The organism is Roseinatronobacter ekhonensis, assembly GCF_900499075.1.
Classification (GTDB): domain Bacteria; phylum Pseudomonadota; class Alphaproteobacteria; order Rhodobacterales; family Rhodobacteraceae; genus Roseinatronobacter; species Roseinatronobacter ekhonensis.
In genome coordinates, this window is the sequence record NZ_UIHC01000019.1 from 18006 (window position 1) to 32040 (window position 14035).

Below are 14035 nucleotides of genomic sequence, written 5' to 3' on the forward strand. Positions count from 1 at the left end.
CCTGCTACCTGAAACCGCTGCCGAACGAATTCGACAGCGATCGACGGGACGGTTCAGGCGCCGGGGGTGGCGGAGCCGGTGCTGCCGGGCGCGGGGTAGAGGTGGTGCGTGCACGGGTCACCGGCGCCGCCGCGGGCGCGGCACAAATCTCGCCCTCTGCAGCGCTGACCAGTCGCCACATCTCTGCGGTGGGAGTGGTATCTTCGCCAGTGTCACCGGTCTCGCTTAGAAACGCCCGCATGGCGCGGGCTGACCCGCCGCCCCAAGCCCCGTCAACCCGCATCCGGTAACAGCCGACGCGCTGCAATTCGGTCTGCAAAGCCCTTGCCAGATCCTCTGGCGCCTCTTCGGGGGTGGCATCGGTGCCGATCAGTCGCCGCAACCGGATATCGGGCGCGGGGTCGGGCGACAATGCGGCGAGCCGCGCGATCGGCGCATCGGGGATGAAGGGCGCGCGCGAACCCTGCGCCGCCTCGACCGAAAGCTGCTGCAGTGGCAGGGCTCGTGTCCGCCCCATTTCGGGCTCGGCTGTGGTCGCGTCCGGCAACGCCGCGACAACCATGGGAGCAGCCGGATCGGGTTCCGGGCTTTGCTCGGCCACAACGGGTGCAACGGGGTCCGGCACAGGGTCGTCTTCGATCATGATGAAGTCGAATTGTGGTGCCTCGACCGTGGGATCAGCGGCCGGTGATGGCGCGTCATCTGCCGCAGAAACAGTCGGCGCATCTATGGCAGCTTGCGCTCCGGACGCAGCCATTGCTTGCAGGTCATCACGACTGATCTGGGCGCCCTGCCGGGCCCATGAACTCAGGAAGAAATCCTGAATCTCGGGGTCCATCTGTGCAACCTGCGCAATCTCATCGGGACCTGGCATGAAGGGCCGGAAAAAGAACGACCCTGTGAGCGATGACTGATCCCAAGGGGTTTGCCGCCCAAGCGTGGCGGTTTCGACCGCGTTGCGCACGGCGATCATCATTTCCGAAATCGACTGCCCTTCGGTCCCGATATTGTCGAGCAGAGCGCGTGTAAACGGGCTGTTTTCGCCCACGCGGCCATCATAGCTCAGGTTGCCCGGCTGGGTCGAGAATGCGACAAATGTATCGCGCCCCGTGGCAGGCGCCGCCAGTCCGAGCGAGCCGTCCTCGCGCAGATTGGGCGGCAGCGGGTTGTTGCGGCAGGCATCCAGAAGGATGACGGTCTGGCGCCCCGGTGCAGACAGTCGCGAGATTATAGTGTCCAGCCGCTGCGTTTGCGCGGCAATATCCCCGGCGCTGGACAGAACCGCGTCCACCGGCGCCAGATAGTTGATCCCCCCCAACTGAAAACCGTGGCCGGAGTAATAGAACACCACTTCCGCGTTCTCGCCGGCCCGCTCGCCGAAATTGCGGATCGTGGTGTCGAAAACCTCGCGCGCACTGTTCAAAAGCAGGGTCACTTCAAAGCCCTGCGTTTCCAGCCTATCCGCCATATCGCGCGCATCCCGTCCGGCATTGGGCAAATCTTCCAACGTGTCATAGCCCGAATTGCCAACCACAAGCGCCACACGGCGCGGCGTTTCTGCGGTCGTTTGCGCATAGGCCGCACCAACGCCGACTGCGCAAAGCGCAAGCAAGGCAGCCAACAGGGCCGACCGGGGTGTAACAAGATAACCAAAAAGACTCATCGCCCGTCAAAAACCTTTGAATGCAACCACATGTAATGAGAAATGATAGCGCGAATCCAACGCACAGGCGAGTCTTGCGCCGGTTTTTCGCGCGTCCTGCCAATTCGGGCGGCACAGACGGCCATGTGTGGCACCCACGCTGCACAATTCAGCAACGCGCGCGCCCTGCGACAGAAGGTTTGTCCGGCAGCGCCCAGCCTGCTAAAGGGGTGGAAATTTAAGGGCCTATTGGAAGGACTTCACATGTATGCCAAGCGTTTCAGAACCAAGGCCAGCGGCATTCTACTGGCAGCTATTGTCGCCATTCCGTCAGGCGTTCTGGCCGAAGACACACCCTATTCGCGCGAACAGATCGTTCAGGCGCTGATCACCTCGGTTGATCTGGGCGCGGCGCGGGCCGTGTGCATCGGCACCAAATCCGACTGCGCGCCGCAAGCAGATGGGCTGGATATGCGGGTCGGGTTCGCCTTCGATTCGGATGTTCTGGACCCCTCTGCCCAAGACGCACTCAGGGTGTTTGCTGCGGCGCTGCGCGACCCGCGTCTGGAACAAGCGATCTTCAAGGTCGAGGGGCATACCGACGCCGTGGGAGCAGAGATTTACAACCTTGATCTGTCCGAGCGCCGGGCGCGCGCAGTCCATGACTTCTTGCGCGAACAGGGCTTGCCGCAGGCGCGTCTGGAAGCTGTCGGGCTGGGGCAATCGGCCCCGCGCGTGGCTGACCCGCGCGATCCCGCGAACCGGCGTGTCGAGCTTCATGCCGTGCTGCGCTGAATGCCGCAGCCTCTTCCGGTAACGGCCCGCCAATGACACTTCCAGACTTCACACAAGCCCTGAATGCCGAGGCGCCATGCGGGCCGGACCTGTTGATGGACGGCGATCCCGCGTTCGACGACTACGACCTTGATGCCGCCGAGCGGTTGTCAGACCGGTTCTTCGATGCCGAGGGCAAGGCGATGGTCGATCCCGCGTCGATCCGCGTGTCCGACGAATTGACCAAAGCCGGTGAATTGCTGGCACGGGCTTATGACCTGCGCATACTGGCGGCCCTGGCCCAGTATTGCGCCCTTGCCCGCAATCTTGCCGTTCTGACGGATGTGTTTGAAGCAACCGCGACTTTGCTGGAAACGCATGGCCAACACGTGCACCCACAAATGGATGGCGATGTCATCGCTCGCCAGAACACGCTGGAATTGCTGGCAAACAAGCCGACACTTGTGATGCCGCTAGAGTTCATGCCGCTGGCAGAAGACCGCCGTTTGCGCGCGTTGACATGGCGCAAATATGCGGTTGCGATGGATCTGCGCCGCGCGATGGCAGAAGACGGGCAAAGCGTTGATGCCGAAAGCCTGCTTGCAGCCCTGCGCTCTGCCGAGAATGGCGATCAGGTGAGTGCGAGCCACGCCTTGCTGAAACGTCTGGACAGTGCCGCGCAGAACATCCAGAACATCTGCCTGATAGATGAGGATACGCCCTTCAGGCCCGATCTGGACCCGTTACGCGGACAGGTCGGCGACATGCTGCGGCTGCTGGAACAAGCACGACCGGACCTAGGCGGGGAAACTGCCGAAGCTACGGCGGATGATGCCGACAGCGTGCAAGACACGGCCGCGGAGACCGCGCCCGGCGTGACGCCACATCAGGCCGCGCCTGCACCCACCGGTGCCGTCGCCTCGCTATCGCAGGCACGCCGCGCGCTGGATGCGCTGGATGCCTATTTCAGTGTGCATGAACCGTCATCGCCCAGTTTCCTACTGGTCCGGCAGGCGCGCGAACTGGTCGGGCGCCCGCTTGTCGAAGCGTTGGAACTGCTGGTGCCGGAACGGTTCGAATCCGCCCGGATAGATTTCAGCCGCGACATGGGGTTTGTGCTGACCATGGACCGGATGCGCGCCTTGTCGGATCTGGACCGCAACGACGCCGAAGAAGACGACAGCGAACCGCCCGTTATCAGCACGCGGGCCGAAGCGTCCAGCATGATGAGCGCGCTGGAGCGGTATTTCACAGCAACCGAACCTTCCAGCCCTGTCCCGCTTTTGATGACCCGCGCGCGGGGCTATCTGAACCAGAGCTTTTCGGCGATCCTTGCGGAACTCTTCCCGCCCGAAGACGATTGAGCGCGGCAAGCGGCTAAACTCAACCCGCCTGACCCGTCGCATCGGCCAGTGCCTGACGATACGCCGCGATCACATGTGCCTCGCCGAACAGGCGCTCGGCGCGGGCGCGTCCGGCTTGCCCCATTGCGGCCCGCGCTTCGGGAGTCAGGGTGATAAAGTCGGCGCAGGCGCGTGCAAGGCTCGCGCTGTCGCGCGGCTGGCACAGCAGCCCCGTCTTTCCAGCGTCCAACGCATCACGGCAACCGGGCACATCGGTGGTGATGACAGGACGTGCCATGGCCGCAGCTTCCAGCAAAACCCGCGGCATGCCTTCCCGGTATGAGGGCAGGACGACGCAATCGGCCTCGGCAATCGCGGGCCGCACATCGGGCATGGCCCCAAGGTGAACGATATGCCCCGCGTCCTGCCAACGCATGATCTGCGCTGGCGGCAAGGCCGAGCGGTTCTCGGTCCCGAACGGACCAACTATGCGAAACTGCGCGTGCGGGAATTGCCGCCGCACGACCGCCGCGGCATCGGCGAATTCGACCACGCCCTTGTCCCGCAACAAGCGCGCGATCATCAGGAAGACAGGCGCGTCCGGCGGGTTTTCCGGCATCGGGGCTGGCGCAAAACGCGTCAGGTCTATCCCCGAACCCGGCAAAACCCGCGCCTGACCGGGGCGGACCAACCCCATTCCCGCGAACAGTTCCAGATCGTCACGGTTCTGGAAAAACACGACCGGCAAGCCGCGAAAGGCATGGCGATAAATCATCTGTGCAACCCGTTGCAATCCGCCGCCCGATAGAAACGCTGTGCCAAGCCCTGTCACATTCGGAATAAACGGAATGCGCCGACGGCGCGCGGCCAACGCGCCGAACAGGTTGTTCTTGATCGTAAAGCTCAGAACGACATCGGGGCGCAGCCTGTCCATCGCCGCGCCCAGCCGCCGCCAAATGTGCAGATTGGCCAGCGGGGACAGGCCCTTGCGGTTCATCGGCAGGTCCACGAAGGCGCAACCCAGCGCCTGCAATCTGGCCACACTGTCATCATGCGGGGCCAGCACGGTCACACGGTGGCCATCCGCGATCAGGGCACGCAGCAGTCCAGTGCGAAAATTGACGAGGTTCCACGCCGCATTGACCGTCACGACGATATGCAAAGGCCGGGTCACGCTCTAGCCCCCCAGATGCATGCGGTAAGGCACCCAAGCAAACGAAAAGGAGCCGAAATTGAACCAGACGAACAGGATTGCGGTGTAATAGGCCACGATCATACTGACGATACCCGAGTTCTGTTTGCCGTAGCGCCCCATCAGGTCTGGCAGATGCGAGAACACGAACAATTGCAAGGGCAGCATATACAGACCCATCCGGTCCAATGCAGTCGAGGCCCCGGAGCCGAAGAAACCGATAAACATCCCGACCGATATCAGCGCGAATAACCGCCAGATTCGGTATTCCGAGGGCGAAACCCGAAGACGCTTGCGGTAATACAGGAACAAAAGCGCCGGCAGGGCATTCATTCCCAGCCGGATCAGCGCACCGCCGGACTGCAATTCTGCCTCGACATAGTTGCTGATCAACTGTTCGGCGGCATCTCCCAGCAGAACTTGATAGCCGAGCGCACCTGTCACGCCGACCAGCAGGATGATAAGCCAGCGATTGCGGGTCATTGTCAGCGCCACGATCGGTAGCAGCATGACAGCGGTCTTGTGAAAAGTCGCGGCAAGCAGAACCCAAAAAATGAACTGGATCCATTTCTGGCGTCCCAAGGCCACAAGCCCCAACAGAACCAGCCCGATCGCGACACCTTGGCGCGCGTAGCCCATGCCGACCACGATCACCAGATAGGGCACGGCCACGGCCAGCGCCAGCCATGGGCGCGGCAGGCTGCGGCAAAAGGCCAGAAGTCCGGCGCTGAAGATCAGCCCAGAGACCGTGTTGACACCGATGATCCCGAATCCCAGCCAGATCGAGAGCAGGTTCAGAAAACGAAAGCCGGGATCGTCCATCAACAAGGTTTCGCGCAGGTCCGATGTCGCCGCGAAAGCAAGATACTCAAAATATGCTCCCCAGTCGCCGCCGACGCGGTAGCGAAAGCCGATCATGATGGTCAGCAGCAGCAGCATGAACACCCAGATCGGGTCGGACTGGGTGAACCGTGTCCCGTCGCGTCGCACCTTGCGCGACGGCGGGCTGGTAATGGCCAGAAGGGCCGGCATCAGAAACAAAAGCCAGTAGGGCAGCATCGCTAGACGTCTCCTGCCGGAAGATGATCGAGCCATGCCAGAAGCATCAGCACGGCCCAAAGCGCCTGACCTTCATTGCCGCGCCGCGCGAGGTGGCGCGCCCAAAGACCACGGCAAGCCGCGTGGTCCAGCCCCGCCTCGGCCAGCAGATCATCGCGGTCCAGCAATCGCTCGGCCCAGCTGCGCAGACCGCCGCGCAACCACTCGTCCAGCGGGATCGCAAACCCCTGCTTGGGGCGGTCGGTCAGGGCGGGCGGAACGTGGCGCGCCAGAATATCGCGCAGGATCACCTTGCCGCGCCGGGCGCGCCCTGCCCCGTCGATCCGGTCGGCCGCGTCCAGCGCCCACGCCGAGGATACCACGCGCCCGTCCAGATACGGCGTGCGGGTTTCCAAAGACACGGCCATCGCGGCGCGGTCGACCTTTACCAGGATGTCGTCGGGCAGATAGCCGATACTGTCGCGCGCCATCAGCCAGTCAGCGCGTCCCGGTGGCAGATCGGTCAACGCACCCGGCAAGGGCGGCTCATGCACAGCGCCGGGGTCATGCGCCATCAGCGCCGCGGGATCGGCGATCCCGCGTGTCAGAAAGGCGTAGAACTGGTCGGGCGTGCCAGCTTCGGCGCTCATCCGGCCCAGCCGTGCCAGCTTGTCGATGAGCGTGACCGGCAGGCGGAACCGGCGCGCCAAGGCCTGCAATCGGTCGCTCGACGCAGCACCGCGTCCCGCGACCGCCATCACCGCCTTGCCCAGCGCCGCGCGCACGGGGCGCGGCAGGCGCGACAGGTTGCGCCACAATCCCGGACCAAGCACATGCCGGTTGTAGCCGCCGAACACCTCGTCGGCCCCGTCGCCGGTCAGCGCGACGGTGACATGCGCGCGCGCCTGACGGCATAGCAAGGTGGTGGGAATCTGGGAACTGTCGGCAAAAGGTTCGTCATAGATGCGCGGCAGCTCTGGAACCAATGCCAGCGCATCCTCTTCGGTCACATGCAAGGTCTGATGGGCACATCCCAGATGACGGGCGACCGCCTCGGCATGCGGCGACTCGTCGAAGCGGCTGCCCGAAAAGCCGATCGAGAAGCTTTGCACCTGCTGTGCCGATCCCGCCTGCATAAGCGCCGCCACGAGCGACGAATCAATCCCTCCAGACAGGAAACACCCCAAGGGCACATCGCTGATCTGTTGTTGCGAAACGACCTCCGCCAGCAGGTCTTCCAGCCAGCGCCGAAGCGCCGGGGCCGCATTGGGGGGCGGGGTCTGCAAGGCAGCACCGCCGGCCAGAGCGCCAAAATCTTGCCAACTGCCGTGAACCGGGGCCTGTCCGGCCTGCAAGCTGACCATGCCGCCGGGCGCGACACGCATCAGCCCCTGCATAAGGCTTTCATGCGCGTCTACATAGCCGCGCGCCAGATAGGCAGCCACGCCGCCACGCGACAGGCCGGGCGCGAACCCCGGCAACGCTCGCAGCGCCGAAGGTTGGGATGCAAAGGCCCAATGCCCGTTCCAGTCGGCCCAATAGAGCGGCTTTTCCCCCATACGGTCGCGGGCGAGGGACAGGGTCTGTGTGTCACGGTCCCACAGGGCAAGAGCGAACATCCCAAAAGACGCTTGCAGCGCAGGCACCAGCCCCCATGCTGCAATCGCGGCCAAAAGGGTTTCGGTATCGGAATGCCCGCGCCACTCGGGGGCGTGCCCCTGCGCTGCAAGCGCTTTGCGCAGGTTCAGATGGTTGTAGATCTCGCCATTGAAGACGATGACGAACCGCCCGCAGGCAGACTGCATCGGTTGCGCACCGGCGTCTGAAAGGTCGATGATCGCCAACCGTCGATGCCCGAGCGCGACACCACGCTCCGCGTCACGCCAATGGCCGTCTGCATCCGGACCACGCGCCCGGATCGCGTCGGTCATGGCCTGCAAAACCGCGGGCGCGGGCGCCATGGCAGCGGAACCCTGTCCCAAAAGCCCTGCAATGCCGCACATACCTAGCCTTTCCCGCTCAATCCGAACTCTGCCAGAACCCTTTTCGTCTCTGCGCGCGACAATGTCGACTCTCGGTCGCGCCAGGCCCGAAGCAAGCGCCCAAGCCCGCCGAAGCGGGCCTGCCCGTTCGAGACGTTATTGGCATGTAGCACTGTCATGCTCAATGGATCGGGCATATCTTCGACACGGCCAATTCGTGCGCGCAGGTTTTCATGGCGCGCGATCAGGACGGTGCGCGGCCCGTCCCCCCACGGGCCCGACTCCCACCCGGTCGGGCCGGGCGCTTCAAGGACCGAGGCGAAGGGCGACACCACGTCGGAGCGGAAGCGCTGCGCGCGCGGACTGCCTTCGCGCCACCAGGTCAGGGTCGGGAAGTCGATGACCAAGGGCAGCTCGCCGGGTGCCGCCTGCGCCGCGCGGGCGTGCAAGCGCGCGATGAACTCCGGATGCAACATGTCGTCATTGTCCAGCCGCGAGGTCAAGAGCGCCTGCCCGGTCCCGGCCCGCGCGCGGATATCGGCCAGCATTTCGGCCGGATCGTCGATATGAATGGCCCGGAAGCGCGGATCATCAAGCAGCGGGGCAAGCCGGTCCAGATAGGGCACGGTGCGCGCCCGATCGAAATACACCAGCCATGTAAAGTTCTGCGAGGTCTGACGGCGGACTGACGGTTGGCAGAACCGCGCGAACAGGTCCATGCGGTGGCGCATCCAATCCTCGGAATACGGATACAAATCGCCGTAATTCAGGTTGAACCGGGTAATCAGGAAATGGCGGAATGGCGGCGCTTCCCTCATGCGGGCGTGTCCTTTAGTCGTGCAGCCAGCGGCGTCAGGCGCGGCATGAAATGCCGCATGCCCGCCACCGACCAGTGATGCCCATCGATCCAGTAAATATCGGTACAGGATGTGATATCGACAGCTGTGTCCAGAGCGATTAGCCCCTGCAAAGAAACATAGCGCACCCCAAGCGATCGCGCAGCTTCGGCGGCGCGGTCGTCCATTTCGGAAAACAGCCGGGTCTGCCCCGGTCGCAGCGCGTGCCGCGCCGTGCATCCGGCGCGCAGCAGCCCCGCAATCGGAAGGTAGTGTCCCAGCCCTGACCCGAGCCAATGCACCTGCGGACCACCCGGCAGGGATATCTCTGCCAAAAACCCGGCCACATGGTCGATATTGGTCTGGTTTACGGAAATTCCAGCCACCGGCTCTTCCGGGCCGATGCGCTCGAACATGTCCGGTGTGCCGGCATGCGCCGTGCCATCCGTCAGCAGTGACTGCCCGACCACATGGTAGACAATGTCCGAAAACAGCGCGGGCGCGTCGCGCAGCAAGGTCCGCAACTCTCGCGCATGGGTGCATTCAGGCCGTTGCGAGAAGCTCTGACACCCGCCCTGGGCAAGGGTTACAACAAATGGGCGCTCCGTAAGCCAGTGCAAGCCGGGCATCACCATGCGAGCATGGCTATCGCCCGCCACCAGCAGCCCCGGCCCATGCTTTTCCCGACACGCGCGCAACCTGTCCATATGGCCGTCAAGGCGTGTCAGTTGCATAACACAGGGCACCGCCGGGTCAGCACGCCAGCCAGCCCCTTCGGCCCGTGCCTGTTCCCACAGACGATACATCTGGACCTGCGCCACGGCCGCATTTTTCATCCATATGTCGCGCCGTCCTTCCGTCACATGCCCATGGACCCCCACTGCCAGCAGCAATGCCAGACTGGGCAGCAGAACCGCGCCCAACCGGGCCGGGGGCGCGAAGGTGGCGCCCGGGCGCCGGAACGGCTGCTCGACAAAGCGCCACGTGACATAGGCCAGCGGAAAGGACAGCGCCCCTAGCGCAAGCATCAACCACAGGGGTGGCGCGGACAGGTGGGCGATGCGCGCGAACGCCATCAGCGGTTGGTGCCACAGATAGGCCGAGTAGCTGACCAGCCCGATCCCCACCATGGCCCGCCATGACAAAAGCCGGCCGGTCCAGCCACCGGGCCGCGCGAACAGGATCACCGCCGCCGTGCCCAGCACCGGCACCAAGGCCCAGAGCGAGGGAAAGGGCGTCGTGCCATCGAACCACAGGACCGATAGCATGATCGCCCCCAACCCCAGCGCTGCAAGCCCGTCATGCCCTGCACGCGAGCGCGCGGTCAGCCAAAACGCGCAGAGCGCGCCCACCAGCAATTCCCATGCCCGCGTCGGCAACAGGAAGAAATTTGCACTGGGCATTGTGTCGGCGGCGTAATGGCTCAGGCCAAGGCTGATCAGCGCGAATACCGCCAGAACGCCCGCCACACCTCGCTGTCCAAAGCGCCACAGAACCGCCATCAGCAGCGGGAAGACCAGGTAGAACTGCTCCTCGACCGACAGTGACCACGTGTGCAAGAGCGGCTTTTCTTCCGCCGCTGCCGCGAAATACCCCGACTCGCGCCAGAACAGGATGTTCGATCCGAACAGCCCCACCGCAACCAGCGACCGTGCGAAATCACGATACTGGTCGGGCAACATCAGCGCCCAAGCGACCGGAATGCAGGCCAGCATCACCACGTAAAGCGCGGGCAGGATGCGCCGCGCCCGCCGTTCCCAGAAGCGCAGCATGGAAAACCGCCCCTCGGCGCGCTCGCGCAGGATGATCGAGGTGATCAGGTAGCCGGAAATGACGAAAAACACGTCAACCCCCACGAACCCGCCCGCAAGCGCGCCCACGCCCGCGTGAAACAGGATCACCGGCACGACGGCCACGGCGCGCAGGCCGTCTATCTCGGGGCGGTAAGTCATGGGCGGGCGTGCCTGCTCGCGGGCAAAGGGGTTGGCGTGGGGTTAGCCCGTTTCCAAGGGGAAATACAAGGCTCGGCCTGTCAGCCCGTGTCATTTCCCCCGAAGCGTCACCGAACTGCCCGAAGCCTAGGCCAAACGCGCAACCTCTGTGGCCAAAGCCGTGAGCAAGGCCCCGTCGAATTGCGGGCTGGCGTGGCGAAGGGTCCGTGCCGGATTGCCAACGACAACTGCATCCTCGCCAATATCCCGCAGGACAACACTCCCTGCGCCGACGTAGGCCCCTGCACCCACGGCCACGTCAGGAAGGATCGTAGAATTTGTCCCCAGAGTCGCAAATGCGCCAACGGTTACGCGCCCGGCCACGGCTGCCTGCCCCATGACATGCACGCCCCGCCCCAGTGTACATTCATGGTCGATGCAGGCACCTGTGTTCAAAATGGCGTAGCCTCCGACCGAGCAGAACTTCTGCACGATCACACCTGGCATAACTACACTGCCACGACCGATTTGGCTTGTCGGGTCCAAAATTGCCCAAGGCGAAAACACAGAAACCGGCAAAAGCCCGTGTTCTGCAAGGAACTCTCCGATCTTTACGCGGGCAAAGCCGTTCTGATTACCGATACAGACGACAAAACCGTCGAAATCCGGCAACCTCTTAGCCAGCGTTTTGACATCTCGGATGATCTCCAGATCGGTTGTAAGGTCTGAATTGCCCAAAGGGTCGAACACTGCACTGGCATCCGACAGTTTCTCCGTGTCCCGAAGCATGGCTTCGACAAGACGGGCCTGACTTCCCGCACCCCAAAGCAATATCGTCTTTTGACGCTCCACCTTCCGCTAGCCCGCTGACTTCTTCGAGAAAATTCCCTCATAAAAAATCCAGAACCTGTCACGCGACTCGGCCATAATCCGTTCGAAATCAGACGCTTCATGCTTTTCGTCCACAAGCTCCTGAAAGATGTTTTTGCGGCGATAGATAACCGGAGCGTTCCACGAATCGGCAAAAAGCCGTTCATTATAGGTGCCACGCACCAACACAAGGTGGCGTCCATTACGGGCGGCCTCTGTCATCGCACCAACACCACTGCGCCCTTGCCCAACCAGCGCATAACAACGCAACAAGTTCGTCATGTATTCATGACGTGACAGCGACGCCAAGAACCGGATTCGAATATCCGGTCGCCCGAAACGGCGCAGCACCGGCGACAACCATGAAACTAGGATCATGATGAACCGATATTCGATTTTATCCCACATTTTCCAAGGCTTGCGACGCTCCCAGAATAATACTGTTACCGCATGGCGCGACCGCCCGAACAGGCAGAATCTGAAAAGGTCACGCACATAAAGCCGCTTGCGGTCATAGGGCAGCGGTTTGGACAGGACCATGATCGTCCGGCGGTTGGCGATGCGTTCCAGATGGTCGATATCGTCTTTCACCCGACCGGTGAACACGGCGTAATCCGTAGGCTCAGGTAGCATTTTGCGGATCGGAAATGTGTCCGAAATATTCAAATGGCGCCCGAGGATCAATTCCAGCGTTTCCCCAAAAGGGACGCGGGCGCAACAGAAGCTGTCGATATGCTGCAGCGCATGTTTCACATCATCTGTGATGGTCTTGGTACGCCCTGCCTCAATCGACCCGAATCGGTCGAAATGAGTTTTCCACAGATCAACCTCATTGTCGGTAATGATGATCCCGACCTTATCATAGGTCAGACCCGTGTTTGATGCGAGTTCACGCAAGGCCCGCGCGTTGGCCGGATAGAGGCTTTGCAAGATAACGGCCTTTATCGCCCCGCCCTGAAGCGAAACAGCATCTTCCCAAGGCATTTCGATAATGCCCTCGGGAAGTTCGGAATTGCCAGATTTTGTCTCAGCGTCGAAGAAAACCACAACAAAACTATCACGATCAACCGAATACTCATTCACCAGAGTCGATAGCAAGGTTGGGTTATGGATATTGCCGCGACTGAGCAGCAAGATCGTCTGCATTCCCTCCACCACGGTCATGCAACGACCTCTGAGGTCTCAATCGCTGCTTCCACCTCTGCCACAATCTCGGGGACGTGCTCTGCGACCCCCGGCCAGAGCGGCAGGCGCAACAGGCAGGATCCTGCGCGATGGGCCTCGACCATCTGGCCTGACACGCGCCCGAAGCGGCGACCCGCCACCGTGTCATGCAGCGGCACATAATGGAACGGCGCGCTGATCCCGCGGCGCGACAACTCCGCTATGACGCCCGGACGCAGGGCCGGATCGGGCAGAATGATGAAATAGATGTGCCCGTTATGCACGCACCCCTCAGGCACATGCGGGCGGGCCGCGATCAGCCCGGCCTGTTCCAGCGGCGCGAACGCGGCGTGATAGGCATTCCAGCCGGCGATGCGCGCTCCGTTGATCTCGTCCGCGCGCCGCAACTGGCCCAGAAGCACGGCGGCGGCGATCTCGCTGATGACACCCGATGTGCCCAGATCAACCCAGGAATACTTGTCGACCAGCCCTTGGAAAAACTGGCTGCGGTTGGTGCCTTTTTCCAGCAGGATCGCGGCGCGGTCGCACAGGTCGGGGTTGTTGACGACCAGCGCGCCCCCTTCCCCGCAAGACAGGTTCTTGGTGTGGTGAAAGCTGAAGGTCGCGACATCGCCGCGCGTGCCGACCGCCTGCCCCTGCGCGGTTGCGCCATAGGCTTGCGCGGCATCCTCGATCAACATGGCGCCGCAGTCGCGGGCAATGGCTGACAGTCGGTCCATGTCGCAGGACACGCCACAATAATGCATCGCGATGACAACGCGGGTTGCGGGCGTGACGGCGGCGCGCACAGCCTCCGGGTCGATGTTAAAACTGCCGGGTTCGCTATCGACAAAGACCAGTGTCGCGCCGCGCAGGGCAAAGGCCGTTGCAGTCGACGAAAAGGTGTAGGACGGCAGGATCACCTCGTCGCCCGGCCCGACGCCGGACAAAAGCGCCGCCACCTCCAGCGCGCTGGTGCAGGACGGTGTCAGGAACACCCGCTGAGGCGGCTGCGGCACGTCCAACCTGCGCGCAATCTCCTCGGTGCACAGCGCGGAGTGGCTGAAACCAAGGGTCATGTTGTCGCGTTCCATCAACTCTGTCACCAGCCCCAATTCGTGCTGCGTGAAGGTGGATTTCACATAGGGGTATTTCAGGGTCATGGCAGCGCCTGCATTTGGTCGAACACGGTCAGGGAACCGGGGCGCACACCGCCGCGCCCTCGTCACTCCGAGCTTGAGGGCGCTCTAGCATATCTGCAAA

11 protein-coding genes are annotated in these 14035 nt (G+C 62.9%); 2 read left to right on the plus strand and 9 right to left on the minus strand.

Annotated features, from left to right (window positions below):
* Positions 1-4: 4 nt before the first annotated feature.
* A complete protein-coding gene (locus ROE7235_RS10415; RefSeq protein ID WP_121095359.1) occupies positions 5-1663 on the minus strand; it encodes a caspase family protein in 1659 nt (552 codons plus the stop codon).
* 243 nt (positions 1664-1906) lie between these two features.
* Here ROE7235_RS10415 and ROE7235_RS20815 point away from each other — a divergent pair, with 243 nt between their 5' ends.
* On the plus strand, positions 1907-2437 hold the full coding sequence (locus ROE7235_RS20815) for an OmpA family protein (protein WP_183073460.1): 531 nt from the start codon (positions 1907-1909) through the stop codon (positions 2435-2437).
* Between the two features lie 32 nt (positions 2438-2469).
* On the plus strand, positions 2470-3780 hold the full coding sequence (locus tag ROE7235_RS10425; protein ID WP_121095363.1) for a type VI secretion system protein TssA: 1311 nt from the start codon (positions 2470-2472) through the stop codon (positions 3778-3780).
* A gap of 19 nt (positions 3781-3799) precedes the next feature.
* Here ROE7235_RS10425 and ROE7235_RS10430 read toward each other — a convergent pair whose 3' ends face one another.
* From ROE7235_RS10430 to rffA, 8 genes are all read right to left on the minus strand, one after another.
* Complete coding sequence (locus tag ROE7235_RS10430; RefSeq protein ID WP_121095365.1) at positions 3800-4933, minus strand: glycosyltransferase family 4 protein; 1134 nt, start codon at positions 4931-4933, stop codon at positions 3800-3802.
* 3 nt (positions 4934-4936) lie between these two features.
* A complete protein-coding gene (locus ROE7235_RS10435; protein WP_183073462.1) occupies positions 4937-6010 on the minus strand; it encodes an EpsG family protein in 1074 nt (357 codons plus the stop codon).
* A 2-nt stretch (positions 6011-6012) separates the two neighbouring features.
* Entirely contained in the window at positions 6013-7992 is a 1980-nt protein-coding gene (asnB, locus tag ROE7235_RS10440) for an asparagine synthase (glutamine-hydrolyzing) (RefSeq protein WP_121095369.1), read from the minus strand.
* Between the two features lie 2 nt (positions 7993-7994).
* Positions 7995-8789, minus strand: a complete 795-nt coding sequence (locus ROE7235_RS20125) for a glycosyltransferase (RefSeq protein WP_183073464.1) — start codon at positions 8787-8789, stop codon at positions 7995-7997.
* Positions 8786-10759, minus strand: coding sequence for an acyltransferase family protein (locus ROE7235_RS10450; RefSeq protein WP_121095371.1), 1974 nt, complete (start codon positions 10757-10759; stop codon positions 8786-8788). Before ROE7235_RS10450 ends, ROE7235_RS20125 begins: the two co-directional genes overlap by 4 nt.
* Before the next feature lie 126 nt (positions 10760-10885).
* Positions 10886-11590 carry a NeuD/PglB/VioB family sugar acetyltransferase gene (locus ROE7235_RS10455; protein WP_147434200.1) on the minus strand — a complete coding sequence of 235 codons (705 nt, stop codon included), beginning with the start codon at positions 11588-11590 and terminating at the stop codon, positions 10886-10888.
* A 6-nt stretch (positions 11591-11596) separates the two neighbouring features.
* Positions 11597-12772: a hypothetical protein gene (locus ROE7235_RS10460; RefSeq protein WP_121095375.1), complete on the minus strand. Its 1176-nt coding sequence runs from the start codon at positions 12770-12772 to the stop codon at positions 11597-11599.
* Positions 12769-13935 (minus strand): dTDP-4-amino-4,6-dideoxygalactose transaminase, encoded by a 1167-nt coding sequence (rffA, locus tag ROE7235_RS10465; protein ID WP_121095377.1) that lies wholly within the window; start codon positions 13933-13935, stop codon positions 12769-12771. Before rffA ends, ROE7235_RS10460 begins: the two co-directional genes overlap by 4 nt.
* Positions 13936-14035: the final 100 nt, after the last annotated feature.